This window comes from Pseudomonas sp. HN2-3, from assembly GCF_020691745.1.
Classification (GTDB): Bacteria; Pseudomonadota; Gammaproteobacteria; order Pseudomonadales; family Pseudomonadaceae; genus Aquipseudomonas; species Aquipseudomonas capeferrum.
Window position 1 is genome coordinate 5,219,429 of sequence record NZ_CP085704.1, and the last position, 24,008, is coordinate 5,243,436.

At 63.5% G+C, this 24,008-nt stretch carries 23 protein-coding genes; 13 read left to right on the forward strand and 10 right to left on the reverse strand.

Going from position 1 to position 24,008, the window contains the following annotated elements:
• Positions 1–40: 40 nt before the first annotated feature.
• Both LJX93_RS23695 and LJX93_RS23700 read right to left on the reverse strand, forming a co-directional pair.
• Positions 41–1,693, reverse strand: coding sequence for an acyl-CoA dehydrogenase family protein (locus LJX93_RS23695; RefSeq protein WP_186652652.1), 1,653 nt, complete (start codon positions 1,691–1,693; stop codon positions 41–43).
• Between the two features lie 126 nt (positions 1,694–1,819).
• Complete coding sequence (locus LJX93_RS23700) at positions 1,820–3,811, reverse strand: sensor histidine kinase (RefSeq protein ID WP_047582396.1); 1,992 nt, start codon at positions 3,809–3,811, stop codon at positions 1,820–1,822.
• Positions 3,812–4,076: 265 nt separating this feature from the next.
• Here LJX93_RS23700 and LJX93_RS23705 point away from each other — a divergent pair, with 265 nt between their 5' ends.
• The 4 genes from LJX93_RS23705 to LJX93_RS23720 all read left to right on the forward strand — a co-directional run bounded on the left by LJX93_RS23705 (position 4,077) and on the right by LJX93_RS23720 (position 7,536).
• Positions 4,077–4,874 (forward strand): hydroxymethylpyrimidine/phosphomethylpyrimidine kinase, encoded by a 798-nt coding sequence (locus LJX93_RS23705; RefSeq protein WP_033701697.1) that lies wholly within the window; start codon positions 4,077–4,079, stop codon positions 4,872–4,874.
• 14 nt (positions 4,875–4,888) lie between these two features.
• Complete coding sequence (thiE, locus tag LJX93_RS23710) at positions 4,889–5,512, forward strand: thiamine phosphate synthase (protein ID WP_033701698.1); 624 nt, start codon at positions 4,889–4,891, stop codon at positions 5,510–5,512.
• A 17-nt stretch (positions 5,513–5,529) separates the two neighbouring features.
• Positions 5,530–6,813, forward strand: a complete 1,284-nt coding sequence (gene hemL / locus LJX93_RS23715) for a glutamate-1-semialdehyde 2,1-aminomutase (RefSeq protein WP_227696478.1) — start codon at positions 5,530–5,532, stop codon at positions 6,811–6,813.
• Positions 6,814–6,990: 177 nt separating this feature from the next.
• Complete coding sequence (locus tag LJX93_RS23720) at positions 6,991–7,536, forward strand: tetratricopeptide repeat protein (protein ID WP_033701700.1); 546 nt, start codon at positions 6,991–6,993, stop codon at positions 7,534–7,536.
• Between the two features lie 6 nt (positions 7,537–7,542).
• Here the strand turns inward: LJX93_RS23720 and LJX93_RS23725 are convergent, their stop codons facing one another.
• The gene (locus LJX93_RS23725) at positions 7,543–7,869 is read right to left on the reverse strand and encodes a DUF1820 family protein (protein ID WP_033702578.1); all 327 of its coding nucleotides are present in this window, start codon (positions 7,867–7,869) and stop codon (positions 7,543–7,545) included.
• A 186-nt stretch (positions 7,870–8,055) separates the two neighbouring features.
• Between LJX93_RS23725 and LJX93_RS23730 the strand changes: the two genes are divergently transcribed.
• From LJX93_RS23730 to lnt, 4 genes are read left to right on the forward strand one after another with little or no spacing between them, the layout of a single operon-like run.
• Complete coding sequence (locus LJX93_RS23730; RefSeq protein WP_033701701.1) at positions 8,056–9,054, forward strand: PhoH family protein; 999 nt, start codon at positions 8,056–8,058, stop codon at positions 9,052–9,054.
• Positions 9,047–9,520 (forward strand): rRNA maturation RNase YbeY, encoded by a 474-nt coding sequence (gene ybeY / locus LJX93_RS23735; RefSeq protein WP_047582393.1) that lies wholly within the window; start codon positions 9,047–9,049, stop codon positions 9,518–9,520. The genes LJX93_RS23730 and ybeY overlap by 8 nt, the downstream gene beginning before the upstream one ends.
• A 26-nt stretch (positions 9,521–9,546) precedes the next feature.
• Entirely contained in the window at positions 9,547–10,386 is an 840-nt protein-coding gene (locus tag LJX93_RS23740; RefSeq protein ID WP_033701704.1) for an HlyC/CorC family transporter, read from the forward strand.
• Positions 10,387–10,394: 8 nt separating this feature from the next.
• Complete coding sequence (gene lnt, locus LJX93_RS23745; RefSeq protein ID WP_033701705.1) at positions 10,395–11,912, forward strand: apolipoprotein N-acyltransferase; 1,518 nt, start codon at positions 10,395–10,397, stop codon at positions 11,910–11,912.
• 180 nt (positions 11,913–12,092) lie between these two features.
• Here the strand turns inward: lnt and LJX93_RS23750 are convergent, their stop codons facing one another.
• Positions 12,093–12,854: a YdcF family protein gene (locus LJX93_RS23750; protein ID WP_033701706.1), complete on the reverse strand. Its 762-nt coding sequence runs from the start codon at positions 12,852–12,854 to the stop codon at positions 12,093–12,095.
• A gap of 132 nt (positions 12,855–12,986) precedes the next feature.
• On the reverse strand, positions 12,987–13,301 hold the full coding sequence (locus LJX93_RS23755; protein ID WP_047582388.1) for a hypothetical protein: 315 nt from the start codon (positions 13,299–13,301) through the stop codon (positions 12,987–12,989).
• 227 nt (positions 13,302–13,528) lie between these two features.
• Here LJX93_RS23755 and leuS point away from each other — a divergent pair, with 227 nt between their 5' ends.
• The 5 genes from leuS to LJX93_RS23780 all read left to right on the forward strand — a co-directional run bounded on the left by leuS (position 13,529) and on the right by LJX93_RS23780 (position 19,562).
• Positions 13,529–16,135, forward strand: a complete 2,607-nt coding sequence (gene leuS / locus LJX93_RS23760) for a leucine--tRNA ligase (protein ID WP_033701708.1) — start codon at positions 13,529–13,531, stop codon at positions 16,133–16,135.
• 60 nt (positions 16,136–16,195) lie between these two features.
• Positions 16,196–16,801, forward strand: a complete 606-nt coding sequence (gene lptE / locus LJX93_RS23765) for an LPS assembly lipoprotein LptE (protein ID WP_033701709.1) — start codon at positions 16,196–16,198, stop codon at positions 16,799–16,801.
• Between the two features lie 37 nt (positions 16,802–16,838).
• Entirely contained in the window at positions 16,839–17,876 is a 1,038-nt protein-coding gene (holA, locus tag LJX93_RS23770; protein WP_033701710.1) for a DNA polymerase III subunit delta, read from the forward strand.
• A 144-nt stretch (positions 17,877–18,020) separates the two neighbouring features.
• The gene (arfA, locus tag LJX93_RS23775) at positions 18,021–18,185 is read left to right on the forward strand and encodes an alternative ribosome rescue factor ArfA (protein WP_016501800.1); all 165 of its coding nucleotides are present in this window, start codon (positions 18,021–18,023) and stop codon (positions 18,183–18,185) included.
• 60 nt (positions 18,186–18,245) lie between these two features.
• Entirely contained in the window at positions 18,246–19,562 is a 1,317-nt protein-coding gene (locus tag LJX93_RS23780; RefSeq protein ID WP_033701712.1) for a lytic murein transglycosylase, read from the forward strand.
• Positions 19,563–19,589: 27 nt separating this feature from the next.
• Here LJX93_RS23780 and LJX93_RS23785 read toward each other — a convergent pair whose 3' ends face one another.
• From LJX93_RS23785 to LJX93_RS23805, 5 genes are all read right to left on the reverse strand, one after another.
• Complete coding sequence (locus tag LJX93_RS23785; protein WP_033701713.1) at positions 19,590–20,528, reverse strand: S66 peptidase family protein; 939 nt, start codon at positions 20,526–20,528, stop codon at positions 19,590–19,592.
• Positions 20,529–20,663: 135 nt separating this feature from the next.
• Entirely contained in the window at positions 20,664–21,680 is a 1,017-nt protein-coding gene (lipA, locus tag LJX93_RS23790; RefSeq protein WP_033701714.1) for a lipoyl synthase, read from the reverse strand.
• A gap of 2 nt (positions 21,681–21,682) precedes the next feature.
• On the reverse strand, positions 21,683–22,330 hold the full coding sequence (gene lipB, locus LJX93_RS23795) for a lipoyl(octanoyl) transferase LipB (RefSeq protein WP_033701715.1): 648 nt from the start codon (positions 22,328–22,330) through the stop codon (positions 21,683–21,685).
• Positions 22,330–22,605 (reverse strand): DUF493 domain-containing protein, encoded by a 276-nt coding sequence (locus LJX93_RS23800; protein ID WP_033701716.1) that lies wholly within the window; start codon positions 22,603–22,605, stop codon positions 22,330–22,332. Before LJX93_RS23800 ends, lipB begins: the two co-directional genes overlap by 1 nt.
• A 75-nt stretch (positions 22,606–22,680) precedes the next feature.
• Positions 22,681–23,841: a D-alanyl-D-alanine carboxypeptidase family protein gene (locus LJX93_RS23805; protein ID WP_033701717.1), complete on the reverse strand. Its 1,161-nt coding sequence runs from the start codon at positions 23,839–23,841 to the stop codon at positions 22,681–22,683.
• Between the last annotated feature and the right edge of the window lie 167 nt (positions 23,842–24,008).

Here is a 24,008-nt window from a genome sequence, read left to right on the forward strand (position 1 = left end):
CCATCTTGCCTGCCTTCGAGGGTAAATACACCCCCATTGATCAGTGTTGCCAGGCTGGCGTAGCCCTGGCCACCAGCGCGTGCACATCCACACCCCGCGGCAACGCCCCATAGGCCCGGCCGCCACCGGCCAGGCGGCTACCGATGAAGGCATCGCTGACCACCGCATTGCCCGCTTCCAGCAGCAGTTTGGCCTGCAGTGCCAGGGCAATGTCCTCGGTCAACTGACGGGCGCGATACTGGATGTCGGCGGTGTCGGCGAACGCCCCCTTGAGGTTGCCGATGTGCGCGGCCAGCCGAGGGTCGCCATGGCCGTCCCCCAGTTCTGCGAACAGCGCATCGAGCACCCCGGGTTCCTTGGACAAGGCCCGCAGTACATCCAGGCACTGCACATTGCCCGAGCCTTCCCAGGTCGAGTTGACCGGCGCCTCACGGTACAACCGTGGCAGGATGCTGTCTTCGACATACCCGGCGCCGCCCAGGCATTCGGCGGCTTCATTGATCATGGCCGGCGCACGCTTGCAGATCCAGTACTTGCCCACCGCCGTGACCAGCCGGGCAAAATGCGCCTGCTGCGGGTCATCGAGCTGTTCCAGCGCCTGCCCCATGCGCAGGCTCAGGGCCAGCGCCGCCTCGCTTTCCAGCGCCAGGTCGGCCAGCACGTTCTGCATCAGCGGCTGCTCGTTCAGCACCCGGCCGCCGACCTTGCGATACGCGCAATGATGGGCCGCCTGGGTCAAGGCCTGGCGCATCAAGGCACTGGAGCCGACCATGCAGTCGAAACGGGTCATGGCGACCATTTCGATGATGGTCGGTACCCCGCGCCCTTCTTCGCCGACCATCCACGCCAGGGCGCCACGAAACTCCACTTCGCTGGAGGCATTGGAGCTGTTGCCGAGCTTGTTTTTCAACCGCTGGATATAGAACTGGTTGCGGTTGTCATCCGGGCGATGGCGTGGCAACAGGAAGCAGCTCAGGCCTTTTTCGGTCTGGGCCAGGGTCAGGAAGGCGTCGCACATGGGCGCCGAGCAAAACCACTTGTGGCCGACCAGTTCATAGGCCTGGCCCGGCCCAGGCGCACCCACAGGATAAGCGCGCGTGGTGTTGGCCCGCACATCGGTGCCGCCCTGTTTCTCGGTCATGGCCATGCCAAGGGTGACCCCCGCCTTGTGCCGGTCCCCGACATTGCGCGGGTCGTATTCACGCGCCAGGACTTTGGGCAGCCAGTACTCGGCCAGCTCAGGCTGCAGCCTGAGCGCCGGCACCGCGGCAAACGTCATCGTCAGCGGGCAGCCGGTACCGGCTTCGGCCTGGGTGTGCAGGTAGGTCATCGAAGCCCGCGCCACATGGGCACCGGGGCGCGGCTCGGCCCAGGGCAATGAGGGCAGGCCATGTTCGACCGCGGTGCGCATCAGTTCGTGATAGGCCGGGTGAAACTCGACCAGGTCGATACGATGGCCATAGCGGTCGTGGCTGCTGAACTCCGGCTTGTGCGCGTTGGCCAGGAAGCCCGCGCGCATCAGCGGGCCGCCGGCCAAGGCACCGTAGGCATCGACCCGCGACTCGGCCCAGCCGGCGCCAAAGCGCCGCGACCATTCCTGCAATGGCAGGTCGAGGCGGTACAGGTTGGCGCCATCAAGCGACGGCGGCTGGTTGGTGACTTCGTGGGTTTCAGCGTACTGGTGCAGGTTCATCGGGAGCTCCTGGAGCCGGGCATGCTTGAAAGGACCAGTGAAGCACTCCCTGGGGGTCAGTCAAAGTGACAAAAATGACTAATCGGGATGGCAATTGGTTCTGGCCTTACAGGGGCTCGCCATGTTTCAAAGCGAAAGCCGCGTACCCTGCGTATGTACTGATGGCACCTGCACCTGACAAATAGCCACACTCAAACTCAGCTCAAAGCGGCTCCCCAACCCCCGTGTCGAGTCATGCGACAACGTCGCCCCCAACAACTCGCCCATCTGCCGGCAAATCGACAAGCCAATCCCCAGCCCGCCATAACGCCGGGTCATGGAACCATCGAGCTGATAAAAACGCTGATAAAGAGCCGCCTGGTCAAGATCATCAAAGCCGATACCACTGTCGCTGACCGTGAAGGTGAGCGCCAGGTTGTCCGGCCCCAGGTGTCGACCGCGCACTTGCAGCATGACCCCGCCCTGATGGGTGAACTTCAGGCCGTTGTCGAGCAGGCAACCCAGGCAGCGGCTGAGTTTTTGCGCATCACCCAGCAGCGCATCCGGCAGCTCGGCGGGGATGTCCAGGCTCAGGTACAACCCTTTGCCCAGCGCCTGGCCGGCATGCGCGGCACGCAGGCCCTGCAGCAGGTTGCGCAAACTGAACGGCGCAGGCTGCGCACGCAGGCGACCACCTTGCAATTCGGAAAGGGTGAGGATGTCGTCGACCATGTCCATCATGCCCTGCGCCGAACCTGCCGCCGTGCGATGGTACTGGGCCATCTCGGCGTCCATCGGCAGCGTGTGCATCAGCTCCAGCGAACCGATCACACCATTCATCGGTGTGCGCAGCTCATGGGTCACGCTGGCCAGGAACTCGTCCTTCATGCGGTTGCTCCGGGCCAGTTCAAGGTTCAGTTGCTCCAGCGTTCGCCCGGTTTCACGCAAGGTTTGCGCCTGCTGCTCGCGCAGGCTGTTGATACGGTCGGCCAGCGCCAGTGACAGCAGCGCCACTTCCAGGGCCGAACCCAACTGGCTGGCATACATGGTGATGAACAGGTTCGGCAGGTAACCCAGCACCATCAAGGTGTTGACCAGCCCGCCCAGCAAAAACGCCGACCAGGCGATGATGAACCAGCGCGCTACCCGCAAGCCGCGCGACCAGGCATACACACCGGCAGTAAAGATGCTGACCGTAAACAGCAGCGCCAGCACCGTGGCCATGCGCAGGGCGATGCCATACGGCATGCTCACGGCCAGCACCATCACCACCGCGCCACCGAGCATCAACAGTTGCAGCAACCGGTCGAAGCCTCGGCTGATCGTGCCCAGTTGCAGAAAATGCCGCGCAAACTGGCAGCCAAACAAGCCGGCGGCGCCAATGAACAGCGGTGTCGAAGCATTCGCCCACCAGGGGCTGTCCGGCCAGAAGTAGGCGACCCCCGCACCGTTCACCGAGACCTGGTAAAGGCCGAACGACGCAATATAGAGGATGTAATAGAGGTAGCTGACATCCCGCACGCTGAGGTAGATGAACAGGTTGTACACCAGCATCACCAGCAGCACGCCGTAGATCATGCCCAACACGTACAGGCGAGTCGGCTGGTCCTCCATATAGGCTTCGGCGGACCATAACGCCAGCGGTGCCTGCACCGACCCCTGGCTGTGCAGGCGCAGGTAGACGGTAAGCGCCTGGCCAGGGCGCAGTGGCAACTCGAACAGGTAGTTGTTCTGCCGGATCTGCCGGCTGGCGTAGGGCAAGGCGTCGCCCGTGCGCTGGGCCAGGCGGTAGGCGCCGGCACTGTCGGGCAGGTACAGCTCAAGGTGGTCCAAGGGTGGGTAGGCCAGTTCCAGCAGCCATTCACGGGGCGAGGCAGTGGCCGATGCCAGGTAGTGCAAGTCGATCTTCAGCCAGAACACCGATGTGGAGTAACCGGCGTTCAACACCGGCTCGTGGTGGGCGCGAAACCGCTTGGCGAACGCAGGCGCACTGACCTCGGCGATGCTGGCGCTGCCATCATGGTCCTCGAAGACCTGCATGGCCTGGCCCAACGGAAGGTGGCGGGTGGCATCGTCGAATTCGACCGCCCCGGCCAGCACAGGCAACAAGCCCAGAAGCACAATCAGCAAATAGCGCATACAGCCCCAGCATGGCCTGTCCGGTCGCGTCGCGGTTGCCTCCCATCCGTTTGAGACGACGTAATCCGGCAGAACCCGTTTGTCGAGTTATCCGAGCACTCTAGCATAGCTTTCCCACCTGGCAATCGACCACCTGCAATCACGATAAAACAGCTCTAAATCAATACTTTCAGAAGATTCACACAAATAAATCTGACCACTCGATCAACAAAACCCGTTTGTAGGACGATCCCCACAAATAGGTTTGGTGGTAAGCTCGCCGCCCATGAATACCTACAGCTCCCGCCCCGTTGTCCTCTGTCTCTCCGGCCACGACCCCAGTGGCGGCGCCGGCTTGCAGGCAGATATCGAAGCCCTGATCGCCCAAGGCTGTCACGCCGCACCTGCGGTGACCGCCCTGACCGTCCAGGATACCGTCAACGTTTCCGACTTCCGCGTACTCGACCGCGAGTGGGTGCTGGCCCAGGCCAACGCCGTGCTGGCCGACTCCACGGTGGCCGCCGTCAAGCTGGGCATGCTGGGTTCGATCGACATGGTCGACACCGTCGCCGAACTGCTGGCTGCCCACCCGCACCTGCCGTTGGTCTGCGACCCGGTGCTGCGTGCCGGCGGCGGTGGCCGCCTGGGCAAGGACGAGGTCGGCTATGCCGTGCGCGAGCGCCTGCTGCCGCTGGCGACCATCGCCACGCCCAACCTGCCGGAAGCGCGCATTCTGGCCGAACTGCCGGAAGGCACGGCTGACGAGTGTGCCGAGAAACTGTTGCCGTTCTGTAGACACCTGCTGATTACCGGCGGTCACGGCGACGAAGACGAAATCCACAACCGCCTGTACAGCCGCGACGGCCAGCCCCATACCTGGACCTGCCAGCGCCTGCCTGGCAGCTATCATGGCTCGGGCTGCACCCTGGCCAGTGCCCTGGCTGGCCGACTGGCCCTCGGCGAACAGCTGCAAAGCGCTGTACGCAGCGCCCTGGACTACACCTGGCGGACCCTGCGTGACGCCGAGCAACTGGGCCGCGGCCAGTTCGTACCACGCCGTCTGCCCCTGGACTTCTGCTCCTGATACGAGGCTTTCAGATGAAGCTACGCGGTCTGTATGCAATCACCGACAGCCAGCTGCTCGCCGGCCGTTTCCTGTCTCATGTCGAAGCGGCGCTGGAGGGCGGCGTGTGCCTGCTGCAGTACCGCGACAAGAGTGACGACGCGGCCCGCCGCCTGCGTGAAGCCGAAGCACTGATGCGCCTGTGCGAGCGCTACGATACCCAACTGATCATCAACGATGATGCCGAACTGGCCGCCCGCCTGGGCGTGGGTGTACACCTGGGCCAGACCGACGGCCCACTCACCCCGGCCCGCGCCCTGCTCGGTCGCAACGCCATCATCGGCTCGACCTGCCACGCCCAGCTCGACCTGGCCCGGCAGGCCGCCAGCGAAGGCGCCAGCTACGTGGCCTTCGGGCGGTTTTTCAACTCCGTGACCAAGCCGGGCGCGCCGGCCGCCAGCCTCGACCTGCTGGAGCAGGCCCGCGCCCAGGTCAAGCTGCCGATCGCCGTGATCGGCGGCGTCACCCTCGACAACGCTGCCCCGTTGGTCGCCCATGGCGCCGACCTGCTGGCAGTGATCCACGGCTTGTTTGGTACCGATAGCGCGCAGGAAGTCACCCGCCGCGCCCGTGCCTTCAATGCCCTGTTCGCTTCCTGATTTCGAGAGAAGATCCCATGTCCCGTTCCGAATCCCTGTTCGCCCAAGCCCAGAAGCACATCCCGGGCGGCGTCAACTCGCCGGTCCGCGCGTTCAAGAGCGTTGGCGGCACGCCCCTGTTCTTCAAGCATGCCGAAGGCGCTTATGTCGTTGACGAAGATGACAAGCGCTACGTCGACTACGTCGGCTCCTGGGGCCCGATGATCCTCGGCCACGGCCACCCTGAAGTACTCGACGCGGTGCGTAACCAGCTGCAGCACGGCCTGTCCTATGGCGCACCGACGGCCATGGAGACCGAGATGGCCGACCTGGTCTGCTCGCTCGTGCCATCGATGGAGATGGTGCGCATGGTCAGCTCCGGCACCGAAGCCACCATGAGCGCCATCCGCCTGGCCCGTGGCTACACCGGCCGCGACGCCATCATCAAGTTCGAAGGCTGCTACCACGGCCACTCCGACAGCCTGCTGGTCAAGGCAGGCTCGGGCCTGCTGACCCAAGGCGTGCCAAGCTCGGCGGGCGTACCGGCGGACTTCGCCAAACACACCCTGACCCTGCCGTTCAACGACATTGCCGCGGTCGAGAAGACCCTGGCCGACGTCGGCCAGACCGTGGCCTGCATCATCGTCGAGCCGGTCGCCGGCAACATGAACTGCGTACCGCCCGCGCCAGGCTTCCTCGAAGGCCTGCGTGAGCAGTGCGACAAGCACGGTGTAGTGTTGATCTTCGACGAAGTGATGACCGGCTTCCGCGTCTCGCTGGGCGGCGCCCAAGGTCACTATGGCATCACCCCTGACCTGTCGACCTTCGGCAAGATCGTCGGCGGCGGCATGCCCGTCGGCTGCTTCGGCGGCAAGCGCGAGATCATGGGCTGCATCGCCCCGCTCGGCCCGGTCTACCAGGCCGGCACCCTGTCGGGCAACCCGCTGGCCATGGCCGCCGGCCTGACCACGCTGAAGCTGATCAGCCGCCCTGGGTTCCACGCCGAGCTGACCGTCTTCACCAGCCGCATGCTCGACGGCCTGCAGCAACGCGCCGATGCCGCTGGCGTGCCGTTCGTCACCACGCAGGCGGGTGCCATGTTCGGCCTGTACTTCAGTGGCGCCGACGACATCGTCACCTTCGACGACGTGATGGCCAGCGATGCAGACCGCTTCAAGCGCTTCTTCCACCTGATGCTCGAAGGTGGCGTGTACCTGGCGCCGAGTGCGTTCGAGGCCGGCTTCACCTCCATCGCCCACGGTGACAAAGAGCTGCAGATCACCCTGGATGCGGCTGAGCGAGCGTTCGCGAAACTCAAGTAAGTGGCGTTGCCTGCACCCACCAGACGGCGGGTGCAGGCGCAAAAAAGCCCGAGACAATCAGCCAACTCCCCCACCCATGCAGAAATTCGAGTAAAACTTTGTAAGGTTGGCGTTGCTTATCCCATAATGTGCCACCAGAGACATTGGCCGCAGCTTTGCAGAGGTAAGTCGATCCCCATGAACCGCACCGGCCGCGCCCTGACCCTGGGCTGCCTGTTGCTTCTTCAGCCCCTGCTGGCCCTGGCGGAGGGCGGTAACTCGTTGCTGATTCCAGCGACGGGCCGCTGCACCCTGAATGTTCAGCCAGAAGACCTCGCCAATGCCCTCAAGGCTTGCGAGCAGACGGCGACGACGGGGGATGCCCAGGCGCAGTTCGAACTGGGCGAGTACTACTACACCCAGACGCCAAAAGACCTGAACAAGGCGCTGAACTGGTTCCAGAAGGCCTCGCTGCAAGGCCACGCCCAGGCTCAATATCGCCTTGGCGCCATGTTCTACCGGGGCGAAGGGGTCAAGGCCAACAACGTGCAGGCCTACATTCTGCTGAAAATGGCGGCAGTCAACGGTGCTGAGGATGCGCTGGACATGGCCGACGAAGTCACCGAACAGATGCCCCGCGACGAACTGGAGCATGCCACCCAGGTGCTCGGCCAGATCTTCCGCAAGTACCTGCTCGAACTGCAGAACGCCGAAGGCCGTACGCCGTTCTCGCCACTGCCCTGAACCGCCCTACTTCTCCGGCATCGGCATGGGGAACGGCATCACGTTGCCGCCGCCCTTGGCTTCGCTGATCTTCGCCGTGCCCAGGCGCTCGACCTCATCGATGCGCACGATCGAATGCATCGGCACAAAGCTGCGGATCACACCTTCGAACTGGCTCTTGAGTTTTTCCTCGCTGGGGTCGACCACCACCTGGGTGCGCTCGCCGAAGACGAACTCTTCGATTTCCAGAAAGCCCCACAGGTCGCTCTGGAAGATCTGCTTGGCATACATCTCGAAGACCTGCCCCTGGTTGAGGAAGATCACTTTATAGATGGCGGGTTCGCGTTTGCTCATGTTTGGCGGGATAACCCATGTGTAGGAAAAGGCGCGCATCATAGCAGTGCCGGCCGCTTCGCAGGCAAGCCCACGATGGGCCGGTACAGGCCGCAAGACCCTTGATCGTTTCAGTGCTTTCGCCACTGCCATTCAAGGGTTATTCTTGAGCTCACATCCATTGCCGTCGGGCGGCTAAAAACGACCTTGAACGCACCCATAGAACCCCATCGTTTCATCCTCGAACCTTTCGAGGCCCACCGTTTCGCCAACTTGTGCGGCCAGTTCGACGAGCACCTGCGCCTGATCGAACAACGCTTGGCCATCGAGATCCGCAACCGCGGCAATCAGTTCGAACTGATCGGCGAACCCAAGACCACTTCCGCTGCTGAACAGCTGCTGCGCCGCCTCTATCGCGAGGCCAAGGCCACTGACCTGTCGCCGGAAACCGTCCATCTGTACCTGCAGGAGTCGACCGTCGAGAACATCGACAACCCGGCGGTCAACGAGGTCAGCGTCTCGTTGCGCACGCGCAAGGGCAATATTCGCCCGCGCGGCGTCAACCAGCAGCGCTACGTCAAGGAAATCCTGGCCAACGACATCAACTTCGGCGTTGGCCCGGCCGGTACTGGCAAGACTTACCTGGCCGTGGCCTGCGCCGTGGATGCCCTGGAGCGCGAACAGGTGCGCCGCATCCTGCTCGTGCGCCCGGCGGTCGAGGCGGGCGAGAAGCTCGGCTTCCTGCCCGGCGACCTGGCACAGAAGATCGACCCGTACCTGCGCCCGCTGTATGACGCGCTCTACGAAATGCTGGGCTTCGAGCACGTGGCCAAGCTGATCGAGCGCCAAGTGATCGAGATCGCCCCGCTGGCCTACATGCGTGGCCGCACCCTGAACAACAGCTTCATCATCCTCGACGAGAGCCAGAACACCACGCTTGAGCAGATGAAGATGTTCCTTACCCGCATCGGCTTCGGCTCGACTGCGGTGATCACCGGTGACATCACCCAGGTCGACCTGCCGCGTGGCACCAAGTCGGGCCTGGCGCATGTGATCGACGTGCTCAGGGACGTTCCGGGTATCAGCTTTACCCATTTCCAACCCAAAGATGTGGTTCGTCACCCACTGGTGCAACGCATCGTCGAGGCCTACGACCGCTTCGAAGGCCGTCAGGCCCAGCTAGAGGCACCCGGCAAAGATGCTTGAACTCGACCTGCAACGGGCCACGGACGCCGCCGCCCCTGATGATGCCGCCTTCCGTCGCTGGTGCGAGCTGGCCCTTCGCCAGCGCACAGCCGACTCGGAAATGACCATTCGCCTGGTCGATGAAACCGAAGGCCGCGAGCTGAACCACACCTACCGGCACAAGGACTACGCGACCAACGTGTTGTCGTTCCCCGCCGACGTGCCCGATGACCTGCTCGATATCCCATTGCTGGGCGACCTGGTGATCTGCGTGGCGGTGGTCGAGCGCGAAGCCGCCGAACAGGGCAAGGCCCTGGAGGCGCATTGGGCGCACCTGGTAATCCACGGCTGCCTGCATCTGCTCGGTTACGACCACATCGACGATGAAGAAGCCGAGGAAATGGAAGCCCTGGAACGAGAATTGCTGGCAGAACTGGGCCACCCGGACCCCTATGCCGACGACGAAACCGATTCAATCACACACTGACACTGCAAGGATCACGAGTAACCGCCATGAGCGAAGATCGATCGAGCAACGGGCAAAAGTCCTGGTTGGGTAAACTGACCCAGGCTTTTGCCCATGAGCCGAAAAACCGCCAGGAGCTCCTAGAGCTGCTGCGCGAAGCCCATCAGAACAAGCTGCTCGACAGCGAAGCGCTGACCATCGTCGAAGGCGCCATCCAGGTCGCTGACCTGCAGGTGCGCGACATCATGGTGCCGCGCTCGCAAATGATCAGCATCAAGGCCAGCCAGTCGCCTCGCGAGTTCCTGCCGGCGGTGATCGACGCCGCGCACTCGCGCTACCCGGTGATCGGCGAAAGCCACGACGATGTGCTGGGCATCCTGCTCGCCAAGGACCTGCTGCCGCTGATCCTCAAAGAGAACGGCGACAGTTTCAACATCAAGGACCTGCTGCGCCCGGCTACCTTCGTGCCCGAGTCCAAGCGCCTGAACGTGCTGTTGCGCGAGTTCCGTGCCAACCATAACCACATGGCCGTGGTCATCGACGAATACGGCGGTGTGGCGGGCCTGGTGACCATCGAAGACGTACTGGAACAGATCGTCGGCGACATCGAAGACGAGCATGACGTCGAGGAAGACAGCTACATCAAGCCGCTGCCCAGCGGCGACTTCCTGGTCAAGGCACTGACGCCGATCGAGAACTTCAACGAGTTCTTCGACAGCAGCTTCTCCGATGACGAATTCGACACCGTTGGCGGCCTGGTGATGAGCGCGTTCGGGCACCTGCCCAAGCGCAACGAAACCACCGAGATCGGCGCCTACAAGTTCCGCATTCTCAATGCCGACAGCCGGCGGGTACACTTGCTGCGCCTGACACCGATCACCCGCTAAGGACAATCATGCGTTGGATCACCCGCCCCGGCTGGCCCGGTAACCTGCTGGCCATGGCGGCCGGCGCTTCCACCCTCCTGGCCCTGGCGCCATTCGACATCTGGCCGCTGGCCCTTTTGTCCATCGCCCTGCTCTACCTTGGCCTGCGCGAGCTCAGCCCGCGCCAGGCCATGGGCCGTGGCTGGTGTTTCGGTTTCGGCCTGTACGGCGCCGGCACCTGGTGGATCTACGTCAGCATGACCACCTACGGCGGCGCCTCGCCGCTGCTGGCGATCCTGCTGCTGTTGGCGTTCTTCGCCGCCCTGGCCTGGTTCTTCGCCCTGCCCGCGTGGCTGTGGGCGCGCTGGCTGCGGCGCAATGAGGCGCCACTGGCTGATGCCTTGTGCTTCGCGGCCCTGTGGCTGCTGCAGGAGGCCTTCCGCGGCTGGTTCCTCACCGGCTTCCCTTGGCTTTATGCCGGCTACAGCCAGCTCGACGGCCCGCTGGCGGGCCTTGCGCCGCTGGGGGGTGTATGGCTGATCTCGTTCACCCTGGCGCTTAGCGCCGCGTTGCTGTGCAACTTGCCCCGCCTGCGTGCCCGGCCCTCGTTCCTGGCCGTCGCCGGCGTGCTGCTGCTGGCCCCCTGGCTACTGGGCATGGCACTCAAGGGCCACGCCTGGACCAAGCCTGTCGGCGAGCCGCTGAAGGTGGCCGCCATCCAAGGCAACGTCGCGCAGGACCTGAAGTGGGACCCGGCCCACATCGACGCCCAGCTGGCGCTGTACCGTGACATGAGCTTCACCTCAAAGCCGGTAGACCTGCTGATCTGGCCCGAAACTGCGGTACCGGTGCTCAAGGACCAGGCCCAGGGCTACATCGACGTGATGGGGCGCTTTGCCGCCGAGCGCCATTCGGCGCTGATCACCGGCGTGCCGGTGCGTGAGGTGGTGCACCACCAACGCCGCTACTACAACGGCATCACCGTAACCGGTGAAGGTGACGGCACTTACCTCAAGCAGAAGCTGGTGCCCTTCGGCGAGTACGTGCCCTTGCAGGACATGCTGCGCGGCGTGATCGAGTTCTTCAACCTGCCGATGTCGGACTTCGCCCGGGGCCCGGAAGACCAGCCGTTGCTGCAGGCCAAGGGTTACCAGATCGCACCGTACATCTGCTATGAAGTGGTCTACCCCGAGTTTGCCGCCAGCCTGGCAGCGCGCAGCGACCTGCTGCTGACGATCAGCAACGACACCTGGTTCGGCACCTCGATCGGCCCGCTGCAGCACCTGCAGATGGCACAGATGCGCGCACTGGAAGCCGGCCGCTGGATGATCCGCGCCACCAACAACGGTGTGACCGCGCTGATCGACCCGTTTGGGCGCATTACCACACAGATCCCACAGTTCCAGCCGGCGGTGCTGTATGGCGAGGTGGTGCCGATGCAGCAGCTGACGCCTTATCTGCAGTGGCGTTCGTGGCCGCTGGCGATTGTCTGTGTGCTGTTGCTCGGGTGGGCGTTGCTGGCAGGGCGGATTGCCAAGACTGTTTGACTGCGCCCTCCTTAATGACCGGCGCAGTCTTTGTAGGAGCGGCCTTGCCGGGGCGCCGGACCGGTCGGAAAGGGCTGCGTAGCGGCCCCAGCGATCTTTTTTGCGCCACAGAACCTGGGGCTGCTACGCACCCCTTTCGCGACGCAAGGCCGCTCCTACAAAGACCGAGCAGCTCCGAGATCAGTAGAACAACCGATACCCCACCAACCCCACCGCTTCATTAAACAACTGCCCGCTCTGCCACATCGCCCGGCTTTCCGGCAGCAACCCGGCAAACGGGCGAGCATGCTCGCGCCCGAGGAAGCCCATCGGTGCCGGCACCACGTCGAACCCTGCCTGCTCGAAGCTCCAGCGCGAACGCTGCATATGCCAGGCCTGCGTCACCACGACCACCCGGCGAATACCCAGCGGCTGCAGAATGTCTGCCGAGAACCGGGCATTTTCCCAGGTGGTGCGGCTGGCCTGCTCTTGCCATTTCACCTCAACCGCAAAATCCTCACGCAAGCGATCGGCCATCAACCGCGCTTCACTGGGCGGTGTGCCATAGTGCAAGCCACCACTGGTCAGCACCGGCAAACCCGAGGCCTTGGCCAGCCGTGCGGCAAAGCGCATGCGCTCAAGGGCCGTTGCGGTGGGCTGGTCATCGCCACCCCAGGCCGGGTCACCGCGCTCGCGCCCTGCGCCCAGCACGACAATGGCATCCGCCCTGCCCGCAAGGCCCGCCCATTCGCTGACCGCCAGCGGCGGCTCGGTCTCCAGCAGGCGCGCCGATTCCTGCACGGCAAGCGGCAGGCTCATCAGCCACAAACTGCCAAGGCCCACGGCGAAGCACAGCCCGGCCAGCCGTGGGCGCCGCTTGCGCAGCCACCACGCCGCCAACAGCAGCAGCAAGAGGACGCCAGGCGGCATCAGCCATTGTTTGATGAAGAATCGGATCGGCATCGGCCACACCTCCATGGAAGGCGTGCAGCCTAAGAGGATCGACGCCGGGCAACAAGTGTGCGGCCGGCGACGATCGTGAGAAGTGTAGTGAAGAACCGGCGCGCGATGGCCTGCGGCTGGCGTCCTGAACGGCTAACGATGTGGCAGCGTCCTGGATCTCGCCGTGCTGGCGGGGCGTTTCTTGTCCTTGAGCCAGATGATCTTGGCTGATGTCGGCTCCGCTTGCGGGTAACTGCCGGCACAGGCATTTTGGCGCTCCGGGAGGGTGTCCAGGTACGCCTTGATCACTTCGAACTCTGCGTGGCTAAGGCCACGCAACTCCAGCTCGGCTGGCATCTCGTCGCGCAATCTCACCGATGTCCTGGCAACTTCCAGCGCCAGGCCAAGGCGGTCGATCAGGCGTTCGTAAAGCTCCGGTTTGATTGCGGGTAGCTGCGTCTCTCCCATCCGTTCACCTCATTGAAGGTCAGAATATCTCCCCCCACATCTGAGCTTAGCGTCACTCTAAAAAGCAGCCGTTTGCCGCGACCAGCGGCCATTAGCAATCAAGGTTTCCCACGATGCGCGGCGCTGCTGTATGCTACGGCGTTCACTCTAAACGACACCGGAGTACCGGTTGCAGCGAGGTTCCGCTGCCTGGAACAAGGTCTCTTCTCTCTCAGCCAAAAGTAGCCATGCACGAACAATACACGCCCCGTGATATCGAAGCCGCCGCCCAGAACTTCTGGGACGAGCAACAATCGTTCGCTGTTACCGAACAGCCAGGCAAAGACACTTACTATTGCCTATCGATGTTCCCGTACCCGAGCGGCAAGCTACACATGGGCCACGTGCGCAACTACACCATCGGTGACGTGATTGCCCGCTACCAGCGCATGCTGGGCAAAAACGTCCTGCAGCCGATGGGCTGGGACGCCTTCGGCATGCCCGCGGAAAACGCGGCGATGAAAAACAACGTCGCCCCGGCCAAGTGGACATACGAAAACATCGACTACATGAAGACCCAGCTCAAGAGCCTGGGCCTGGCCATCGACTGGGCACGTGAAGTCACCACCTGCAAGCCGGACTACTACCGCTGGGAACAGTGGCTGTTCACCCGCCTGTTCGAAAAGGGCGTCATCTACCGCAAGAACGGTACCGTCAACTGGGACCCGGCCGACCAGACCGTGCTCGCCAACGAGCAGGTCATCGACGGCCGCGGCTGGCGTTCGGGCGCGCTGATCGAAAAGCGCGAAATCCCGATGTACTACTTCCGCATCACCGACTATGCAGACGAGCTGCTGGAAAGCCTCGACGAGTTGCCGGGCTGGCCTGAACAGGTCAAGACCATGCAGCGCAACTGGATCGGCAAGTCGCGCGGCATGGAAGTGCAGTTCCCGTTCGACCAGGCCAGCATCGGCCACGAAGGCACCCTCAAGGTCTTCACCACCCGCCCCGACACACTGATGGGCGCCACCTACGTCGCAGTCGCCGCCGAACACCCGCTGGCCACCCAGGCCGCCCAGGGCAACCCGGCGCTGCAGGCGTTCATCGACGCGTGCAAGAGCGGTAGCGTCGCCGAGGCCGACATGGCCACCCAGGAGAAGAAGGGCATGCCCACTTCCCTGTTCGTCGACCACCCGCTGACCGGCGAGAAGCTGCCGGTGTGGGTCGCCAACTACGTATTGATGCATTACGGCGATGGCGCGGTGATGGCCGTGCCGGCCCACGACGAGCGCGACTTCGAGTTCGCCCACAAGTACAACCTGCCGGTCAAGGCCGTGGTGCGCACCAGCGCTGGCGATGACGTCGGCAACGAGTGGCTGGCCGCCTATGGCGAGCATGGCCAGCTGATCAACTCCGGCGAGTTCGACGGCCTGGACTTCGCCGGCGCCTTCGACGCCATCGAGGCCGCCCTGATCCGCAAGGACCTCGGCAAGTCGCGTACCCAGTTCCGCCTGCGCGACTGGGGCATCAGCCGTCAGCGCTACTGGGGCTGCCCGATCCCGATCATCCACTGCCCGTCCTGCGGCGACGTGCCGGTACCGGAAGACCAGCTGCCGGTCACCCTGCCGGAGAACGTGGTACCGGACGGCGCCGGCTCGCCACTGGCGCGCCTGCCAGAATTCTACGAATGCACCTGCCCGAAATGCGGCACCGCGGCCAAGCGCGAAACCGATACCATGGACACCTTCGTCGAGTCGTCCTGGTACTTCGCCCGCTACGCCTCGCCAAACTACGATCAGGGCCTGGTCGACCCGAAAGCGGCCAACCACTGGCTGCCGGTCGACCAGTACATCGGCGGCATCGAGCATGCGATCCTGCACCTGCTGTACGCGCGCTTCTTCCACAAGCTGATGCGTGACGAAGGCCTGGTCACGTCGAACGAGCCGTTCAAGAACCTGCTGACCCAGGGCATGGTGGTCGCCGAGACCTACTACCGCGTCGCCAGCAACGGTGGCAAGGACTGGTTCAACCCGGCCGACGTCGAAATCGAGCGTGACGCCAAGGCCAAGATCATTGGTGCGCGGCTGAAGACCGACGGCCTGCCGGTGGAAATCGGCGGCACCGAGAAGATGTCGAAGTCGAAGAACAACGGCGTCGACCCGCAATCGATGATCGAAGCCTACGGCGCCGACACTTGCCGCCTGTTCATGATGTTCGCCTCGCCACCAGACATGAGCCTGGAGTGGTCCGACTCCGGCGTCGAAGGTGCAAGCCGCTTCCTGCGCCGTGTCTGGCGCCTGGCTCAGGGCCACGTCAACCAGGGCCTGCCGGGCACGCTGGATGTCGCCGCGCTGGACGACGCGCAAAAAACCATCCGTCGCGCCATCCATGCCGCCATCAAGCAGGCCAGCACCGACGTGGGCCAGTACCACAAGTTCAACACCGCCATTGCCCAGGTGATGACCGTGATGAACGTGCTGGAAAAGGCCCCGCAAGCCACCGAACAGGACCGCGCCCTGCTGCAGGAAGGCCTGGAAGCCGTGACGCTGCTGCTGGCACCGATCACCCCGCACATCTCCCACGAACTGTGGAAGGCGCTGGGCCACGACCAGGCGGTCATCGATGCTGGCTGGCCAGCGGTCGACGAGAGCGCGCTGGTGCAGGACAGCATCGTCCTGGTGGTACAGGTCAACGGCAAGCTGCGTGGCCAGGTCGAAATGCCGGCCGCCGCCAGCCGCGAGGAAATCGAAGCCGCCGCCCGCAGCAACGAGAATGTCCTGCGCTTCATCGATGGCCTGACCATCCGCAAGGTCATCGTGGTGCCGGGCAAGCTGGTCAACATCGTCGCCAATTGATGGCACGCCCGCCCGCAGCCACTGCGGGCGGGCGGTACAGGCCCAAGAGGGAGCAACAACATGATCAAACGCAATCTGCTGGTAATCGGCCTGGCCGTTTTGCTCAGCGCCTGCGGTTTCCAGCTGCGCGGCACTGGCTCTACCGAGCTGAGTGTCAAGGAGATGGACGTCAGTGCACGTAATGCCTATGGCGAAACCGTGACCGAACTGCGCCAGGTGCTGGAGCGCAGCGGCGTCAACGTGCACGCCGGCGCACCGTACCGCCTGGTCCTGACCAACGAGCAGGAAAACCAGCGCGCCGCGACCTACAGCGGTGGCAGCCGCTCGGCCGAGTACGAGCTGACCACGGTGCTGAACTACAGCATCCAGGGCCTGAACAACCTGGAACTGCTCAGCGACAAGCTGGAAGTGCGCAAGATCTACGTGCGTGACGCCTCCAACATCACCGGTTCCGAGCAGGAAGCCAATCGGGCACGTGAAGAAATGCGCCGCGACCTGGTCAACGCCATGGTTGTACGCCTGCAAATGCTGACCCCGGCCCAACTGGACGAGCTGCAGGTCAAAGCCGACGAACGCGCCAAGGCCGAAGCCGACGCGCTGGAAGCGGCCCGCAGCCAGCAGGCTGAAACGCCGCAGCAGTCGCCACTGGAAGTTCCGGGCAACTGAGCCCGCGCGGGGCACCCCGGTGCCCCGCCTGTTTCCAATGAAACTCGCCCCCGCCCAACTCAACAAGCACCTGCAAGGCGCCCTGGCACCGGTCTACGTGGTCAGTGGCGACGACCCGTTGCTGTGCCAGGAAGCCGCCGACGCCATCCGTGGCGCCGCACGCCAGCAGGGTTTCGACGAACGCCAGGTGTTCAGCGCCGACGCCAATTTCGACTGGGGCACCCTGCTTCAGGCCGGTGCCAGCCTTTCCCTGTTCGCCCAGCGCCGCCTGCTGGAACTGCGCCTGCCCTCTGGCAAACCCGGGGACAAGGGCGCTGCCGCGTTGATGGAATACTGCGCCAACCCGGCCGAGGACACGCTGTTGCTGATCAGCCTGCCCAAGCTCGACGGCAGCGCGCAGAAGACCAAATGGGGCAAGGCCCTGATCGAAGGCGCCCACTGCCAGTTCATCCAGATCTGGCCGGTAGATGCCCACCAGCTACCCCAGTGGATCAACCAGCGGCTGTCACAGGCGGGCCTTTCGGCACAGCGTGATGCGGTCGACCTGATTGCCGCACGCGTCGAAGGCAACCTGCTGGCCGCCGCCCAGGAAATCGAAAAGCTCAAGCTGCTGGCCGAGGGTAACCAGATCACCGTGGAGACCGTGCAGTCGGCAGTCGCCGACAGCGCCCGCTTCGATGTCTTCGGGCTGGTCGATGCCATTCTCAATGGCGAAGCCGCGCATGCCCTGCGCATGCTCGAAGGGCTGCGCGGTGAAGGCGTGGAGCCACCGGTGATTCTGTGGGCACTGGCCCGCGAGCTGCGGCAACTGGCCGGGCTGGCTCAGCAGTTCAGCCAGGGCGTACCGTTGGACAAAGCCTTCAGCCAAGCACGACCACCGGTGTGGGATAAACGCCGCCCGCTGGTCAGCAAAGCACTGCAGCGCCTTTCCGCGCAGCGTTGGGCCCAGCTGTTGCAGGATGCCCAGCGTATCGATGCGCAGATCAAGGGGCAGGCCGAGGGGTCGCCTTGGACCGGGCTGGCGCGGCTTTCGTTGTTGATGGCGGGGCAACGCTTGGCGCTTCCTTCGCAATAGCCGGGCGCGCTGCGCGCGCCTTTCGCGACGCAAGGCCGCTCCTACGAGCGTCGCGTACTGCCACCCATAAACACAATCAATTGGCCCGTAGTAGCCCTGGGGCCTACAGTGCGCCCCGAAAGCCACCCATCGGGAACCTGCACCATGAGCAAAAAGCCGAAAAAGCACGGCCCCAACAAGGCCAAGTCGATCGTCGCCCAGCCCCTGTTCCGCTGCCGCCAGGAACAACCAGACAAGGGCAAAGGCAGCTACCGCCGCGAAGCCTTCCAATCGAGAGATTGGGAGGCTTCTTACTTTTTGGCCGCATGAAAGCATCGAAAGCGCAGGCATGGTATGGTCGGCACCTGACCTGAAATTCTGGATCTGTGCATGCTCTTCAGTCTTCTCCCCCGTTGGAAATCCCGTCAGCTGATCGCGGCCTCCAGCTTCATCCTGCTCGTCGCCTGTGCGGAAAAGCCCACCGCCGCCGATGCCTTGCCGCTGGCCCCTGCCCAGCCCGCTCCAGTGGTGAACCTGCCCGGTGCAACGCCCGACGCCAGCACTGAGATCCAACCCCTGCAAACCTTCGCGCAATGGCAGGCTGGCTTCCGCCAACAAGCGCTGCAGGCCGGTATTTCGCCCAACACCTTCGACCGTGCATTCCTCGGTGTTACCCCCGACCTGGACGTGATCAAGGCCGACCGCAGCCAGCCTGAGTTCAGCCGGCCGGTGTGGGAGTACCTTGAAGGCGCCCTGTCGCCACTGCGTGTGCGCAACGGCAAGAAACTGCTGGAGCAGAATGCAGAGCTGCTGACCCGCCTCGAACAGCGCTATGGCGTGGATCGCCAGGTGCTGGTTTCGGTCTGGGGCATGGAAAGCAACTTCGGCCAGTTCCAGGGCAGCAAGTCGGTCATTCGCTCGCTGGCGACCCTGGCCTACGAAGGCCGCCGCCCGCAGTTCGCCCAGGACCAACTGATTGCCGCCCTGCAGATCCTGCAGAACGGTGACATCCAGCCGGAGGCCATGCGCGGTTCGTGGGCCGGTGCAATGGGCCAGACCCAGTTCATTCCGACTACCTACAACACCCATGCGGTGGATTTCGACGGCGATGGCCGCCGGGACATCTGGAACAGCACCCCGGACGCCCTGGCCTCGACCGCGCACTACCTGCAAAGCTCCGGCTGGAAGCGTGGCCAACCCTGGGGCTTTGAAGTGCAGGTGCCGGCAGGTTTCGACTTCTGGCTGGCGGATGGTTCGCTGCGCAAGCCGGTGAGCGAGTGGCTGCAACTGGGCGTGACACTGCCAGCCGGCACCCAACTGCCCGCCAACAGCAATCAGCTGTCCGCCGCCCTGCTGCTGCCTGCGGGCGCTCGCGGCCCGGCGTTCCTGGTACTGGACAACTTCCGCGCGATCCTCAAGTACAACAACTCATCGTCCTATGCCCTGGCAGTGAGCCTGTTGGGTGATCGGTTCTCAGGCTGGGGATTCATTGCCGGCAGCTGGCCGAAAGAGGACCTGCCCCTGAGCCGCAGCGAACGCATGGAGCTGCAGCACCTGCTCAATGCCAGCGGGCATGACGCGGGCAATGCCGACGGCATCATTGGCGCCAATACCCGCAAGGCCATTCGCACCGCCCAGCAGGGGTTGGGTTGGCCGGCGGATGGGTATCCGACGCACAAGCTGCTTGAGAGCTTGCGTCAGCGTTGAGGCAGTTGGGGCTGCGCCGCAGCCCCATCAAGCCCTGAACAGATCCTGCTGCAACACCAGGCTCATCTTCTCGCTGTCCAGCACCACCTCGGCTCCCAGCGGCAAGCACACATTCGGGTCACAATGCCCACTGCGCCACCCGGCCAGCACAGGCACACCCAGCGGCCCGAAAATGTCCTGCAGCAACGGCGTCATAGCCGCCACGGTAATACCGGCGAAATCCCCCACCAGCACCCCCTTCACCCCTGCAAGCTTGCCCGCCAGGCGTAACTGGGTCAGCAAACGGTCCACGCGAAACAGCGGCTCGTTGACGTCTTCGATGAACAAGATGCAGCCCTGCGTATCGATCTGGGCCACAGTGCCCAGGGTCGCACCCAGCATCGACAGGTTGCCGCCCAACAAACGCCCGCTGGCAACACCCGGCACTACGCAGCTCAGGGCAAAGTCTGCCGGATGAGCGATCGCGTCCCCCGCCCCTACCTGCCCCATCAACTGGGCCACCAGCGACGACTCGGTCGGTTGCTGCTTGGCACCTAGCAGGTCGGCATTGAGCATCGCCCCATGAAAGGTAATCAACCCGGTCTTGCGGTAGATGGCCGTGTGCAGCGCGGTGATGTCGCTGTAGCCGATCAGCGGCTTGGGATTACGCCGAATGAGCTCAAAATCGAGCCTATCGAGCAAACGCATGCTGCCGTACCCCCCGCGCATGCACACAATCGCATCGATGGCTGGATCGGCGAAGGCATCGTGAAGGTCCTGCAGCCTTTGCTGATCGGTACCTGCGAGGTAACCCTGGGCCTCTTCCACCCCCGGGTAGATACGGCAACGGTAGCCACGCCCGGCAAACCATTGGCTGGCCTTTTGCGCATCCAGCCGTGCCGGACCGGCCGGGGCGACGATGGCAAAGCAGGCATTGCCTGGCAGTGCAACAGGTAGGCGTGACTCGGTGCGTTCAGTGCAGTACATCGTGCAACTCCTTGCAGGTATAGGGCCGCCCAAATCTAAATACGCAAGGCTTTCCAACACAGTAGGAAAAAAGCCTAAACAAAAATGCCGATGCCGCCTTTCGGCGCGCATCGGCATGTGTGGCTCAGACCAGGCTCAGAGCTTGATCTTGGCTTCGTGAGCCTGCTGGTCGGCATGGTACGAAGAACGCACCAGCGGGCCGGAGGCGACGTTCTTGAAGCCCATCTTGTAGCCTTCCTCGGCGAACCAGGCGAAGGTGTCGGGGTGCACGAAACGCTGCACCGGCAAGTGGCTGCGCGACGGCTGCAGGTACTGGCCGAGGGTCAGCATGTCGATCTCATGCTCGCGCATGCGCTGCATCACTTCGATGACTTCTTCGTCGGTCTCACCCAGGCCGAGCATCAGGCCCGATTTGGTCGGCACGTGCGGCACCATCTGCTTGAACTTCTGCAGCAGGTCCAGCGACCAATCGTAGTCCGAACCGGGGCGCGCTGCCTTGTAAAGGCGCGGTACGGTTTCCAGGTTGTGGTTGAACACATCCGGCGGCTCTTGCGCGGTGATCTGCAGGGCGACATCCATACGACCACGGTAGTCCGGGACCAAAGTTTCCAGCTGCACGCCCGGCGACAAGGCGCGGATCTCGCGAATGCAGTCGGCGAAGTGCTGGGCACCACCGTCACGCAGGTCGTCGCGGTCTACCGAGGTGATCACCACGTACTTCAGGCGCAGGTCGGCGATGGCGACCGCGAGGTTTTTCGGCTCATCGACGTCCAGTGCCTTCGGTCGGCCGTGGCCAACGTCGCAGAATGGGCAACGACGGGTGCAGATGTCACCCATGATCATGAAGGTCGCGGTACCGCCAGAGAAGCACTCGCCCAGGTTCGGGCAGGAGGCCTCTTCGCAGACGCTGTGCAGCTTGTGCTTGCGCAGCAGTTGCTTGATGCGGTCTACCTCGGGCGAAACCGGGATGCGCACACGGATCCAGTCGGGTTTCTTCGGCAGCTCATCGGTGGGGATGATCTTCACCGGGATGCGCGCCACCTTGTCGGCGCCACGCAGTTTGACCCCAGCTTCCACCTTTTTCGGCGCAGTGCGCGGGGTGGCATCCAGGGTAGGTATCAGGTTCGGCACGGCTTCTTGCACAGTTGTCATATTCAGTCGATTCCGCCCGTGAGGGTCGTCTGCTCAGCGTAGTCGAGGTGCTTGACCAGCTGTCCGCGCAGCCTTGTCCTGACCTCGTTGAGTTCGATCGGGCCTGCCTGATCGCGTAGCTGGGTCATGGCCAGCCCCGCATAGCCGCAGGGGTTGATTCGGCGGAATGGCGCAAGGTCCATGTCCACGTTCAGGGCAAGGCCGTGGAAAGAACGGCCGTTGCGGATTCGCAGGCCGAGGGAGGCGATCTTCGCTCCATCGACATAGACACCCGGGGCGTCGGGCTTGGCCGCGGCCTGGACATCGTAACTGGCAAGCAGGTCGATCAGCGCCTGCTCGATGCGGCTGACCAGCTCACGTACACCAAACCCCAGCCGCCGTACATCCAGCAGCAGGTAAGCCACCAACTGCCCGGGGCCGTGATAGGTCACCTGGCCACCGCGGTCGGTCTGCACCACCGGGATATCGCCCGGGATCAGCAGGTGCTCGGCCTTGCCAGCCTGGCCCTGGGTAAAGACCGAAGGGTGTTCGACCAGCCAGATTTCGTCCTGGCTGTCGGGCCCACGCTGCTCGGTAAAGCGACGCATGGCTTCCAGCACCGGTTCATAGGGCTGCAGGCCGAGATCGCGAAAACCGAGACAGGCGGACATCAGAGCACCATTTTCACGATGCCGGTAGCACGCAGGGCGCTATTGATATCGTGCAACTGATCCTCGCTGGTGGCAACGATGTGCAGTTGCACCGTGGTGTACTTGCCTTCCTTGCTCTGGCGCTCGGCCAAGGTCTGCATGTCGACCTCAGCATATTTCTTCAAGATCTCGATGACCGTGTCCTTGAAATTGACCACGGTGTCACCGATCACCTTGATCGGGTAATCAGCGCAGGGGAATTCGATCTTGTGCGACTTGACGTCAGGTTCGCTCATGGCGGAAACGGCCTCGTAAGCCGTGGCAACAACAACGCTCCCGCATGCACAGCGGGAGCGTGGCAGGTCACGTTATCAGTTGAACAACCCGTAGAAGAATAGACGGATGCTATCCCACATACGGCGGAAGAAACCACCTTCCTCGACGCCATCGAGGGCGATCAGGTCGGCGCTGTGAACCACGTTCTCGTCCAGTTTGACTTCCACTTTGCCGATCACGTCACCTTTGGCGATCGGCGCGGTGAGCTGCGGGTTCATGGTCATCGAAGCTTGCAAGCGCTTCAATTGGCCTTTAGGCATAGTCATGGTCAGGTCGTTGGCCAGGCCCGCCTTGACTTGGCTGGTGGCGCCCTTCCAGACCGGGGCCTGGGTCAGCTCGGTGCCCTTCTGGTAGAAGGTCTGGGTTTCGAAGAAGCGGAAGCCGTAGGTCAGCAGCTTCTGGGTTTCGGCGGCACGGGACTGCTCGCTGTTGGTGCCGAACACCACGGCGATCAGGCGCTGGCCGTCACGTACGGCCGAAGCCACCATGCAGTAACCGGCTTCGTCGGTGTGGCCGGTCTTCAGGCCATCGACGGTCTTGTCGCGCCACAGCAGCAGGTTGCGGTTGGGCTGCTTGATGTTGTTCCAGAAGAACTCTTTCTGCGAGTAGATCGCATAGTGGGCCGGGTCGACGTCGATGATCGCACGCGCCAGCAGGGCCATGTCATGCGCCGAGGAGTAGTGCTCCGTGTTCGGCAGGCCGGTCGGGTTCATGAAGTGGCTGTTGGACATGCCGAGGTCGGCGGCTGTCTTGTTCATCATGTCGGCGAAGGCGTCTTCGCTGCCGGCGATGTGCTCGGCCAGGGCGACCGAAGCATCGTTACCCGACTGGATGATGATGCCGTGCAGCAGGTCGCTGACCGTGACCTGGCTGCCGACCTTGATGAACATGCGCGAACCGCCGGTACGCCAGGCGTTTTCGCTGACGGTAACCGGATCGTTTTCACCGATCTGGCCACGGCGAATGTCCAGGGTGGCGATGTAGGCGGTCATCAGCTTGGTCAGGCTGGCCGGTGGCAGGCGCTCGTCACCGTTGTTCTCGACCAGCACGTTGCCGCTGGACGCGTCCATGAGTACGTAGGACTTGGCTGCCAGTTGCGGTGGTGCCGGCATCATCTGCTCTGCCGCGAAAGCAGCAGGCGTGATCATCAGCAGTACGGGCAGGCAAAGTCGTTTGGCAAGGTTGGTGATGTTCATCCGTCTCTCGAAAATCGCTAATGGTCTGAGATGTTCCCTGGGCCACGTCGTGCACCCAGCGCCAGTCAGTCTAGTTTTAAGGCCTTGGGCCGTGCCCACGAAGTGCGGCTTTATGTCGCTGCGGGCAAAAACGGCCATTGTACATGCGCGCGCCCGGCAATTCATGA

Excerpts from the sequence above, each read along its gene's own strand:
- LJX93_RS23755 (WP_047582388.1), bottom strand. The coding sequence starts at position 13,301 with ATGGGAGAGACGCAGCTACCCGCAATCAAACCGGAGCTTTACGAACGC.
- LJX93_RS23705 (WP_033701697.1), top strand. The coding sequence starts at position 4,077 with ATGAATACCTACAGCTCCCGCCCCGTTGTCCTCTGTCTCTCCGGCCAC.
- holA (WP_033701710.1), top strand. The coding sequence starts at position 16,839 with ATGAAACTCGCCCCCGCCCAACTCAACAAGCACCTGCAAGGCGCCCTG.
- LJX93_RS23785 (WP_033701713.1), bottom strand. The coding sequence starts at position 20,528 with ATGTACTGCACTGAACGCACCGAGTCACGCCTACCTGTTGCACTGCCA.
- leuS (WP_033701708.1), top strand. The coding sequence starts at position 13,529 with ATGCACGAACAATACACGCCCCGTGATATCGAAGCCGCCGCCCAGAAC.
- LJX93_RS23740 (WP_033701704.1), top strand. The coding sequence starts at position 9,547 with ATGAGCGAAGATCGATCGAGCAACGGGCAAAAGTCCTGGTTGGGTAAA.
- lipB (WP_033701715.1), bottom strand. The coding sequence starts at position 22,330 with ATGTCCGCCTGTCTCGGTTTTCGCGATCTCGGCCTGCAGCCCTATGAA.
- ybeY (WP_047582393.1), top strand. The coding sequence starts at position 9,047 with ATGCTTGAACTCGACCTGCAACGGGCCACGGACGCCGCCGCCCCTGAT.
- LJX93_RS23725 (WP_033702578.1), bottom strand. The coding sequence starts at position 7,869 with ATGAGCAAACGCGAACCCGCCATCTATAAAGTGATCTTCCTCAACCAG.
- LJX93_RS23700 (WP_047582396.1), bottom strand. The coding sequence starts at position 3,811 with ATGCGCTATTTGCTGATTGTGCTTCTGGGCTTGTTGCCTGTGCTGGCC.
- lptE (WP_033701709.1), top strand. The coding sequence starts at position 16,196 with ATGATCAAACGCAATCTGCTGGTAATCGGCCTGGCCGTTTTGCTCAGC.
- hemL (WP_227696478.1), top strand. The coding sequence starts at position 5,530 with ATGTCCCGTTCCGAATCCCTGTTCGCCCAAGCCCAGAAGCACATCCCG.
- LJX93_RS23780 (WP_033701712.1), top strand. The coding sequence starts at position 18,246 with ATGCTCTTCAGTCTTCTCCCCCGTTGGAAATCCCGTCAGCTGATCGCG.
- lipA (WP_033701714.1), bottom strand. The coding sequence starts at position 21,680 with ATGACAACTGTGCAAGAAGCCGTGCCGAACCTGATACCTACCCTGGAT.
- thiE (WP_033701698.1), top strand. The coding sequence starts at position 4,889 with ATGAAGCTACGCGGTCTGTATGCAATCACCGACAGCCAGCTGCTCGCC.
- arfA (WP_016501800.1), top strand. The coding sequence starts at position 18,021 with ATGAGCAAAAAGCCGAAAAAGCACGGCCCCAACAAGGCCAAGTCGATC.
- LJX93_RS23720 (WP_033701700.1), top strand. The coding sequence starts at position 6,991 with ATGAACCGCACCGGCCGCGCCCTGACCCTGGGCTGCCTGTTGCTTCTT.
- LJX93_RS23750 (WP_033701706.1), bottom strand. The coding sequence starts at position 12,854 with ATGCCGATCCGATTCTTCATCAAACAATGGCTGATGCCGCCTGGCGTC.
- LJX93_RS23800 (WP_033701716.1), bottom strand. The coding sequence starts at position 22,605 with ATGAGCGAACCTGACGTCAAGTCGCACAAGATCGAATTCCCCTGCGCT.
- LJX93_RS23805 (WP_033701717.1), bottom strand. The coding sequence starts at position 23,841 with ATGAACATCACCAACCTTGCCAAACGACTTTGCCTGCCCGTACTGCTG.
- lnt (WP_033701705.1), top strand. The coding sequence starts at position 10,395 with ATGCGTTGGATCACCCGCCCCGGCTGGCCCGGTAACCTGCTGGCCATG.
- LJX93_RS23695 (WP_186652652.1), bottom strand. The coding sequence starts at position 1,693 with ATGAACCTGCACCAGTACGCTGAAACCCACGAAGTCACCAACCAGCCG.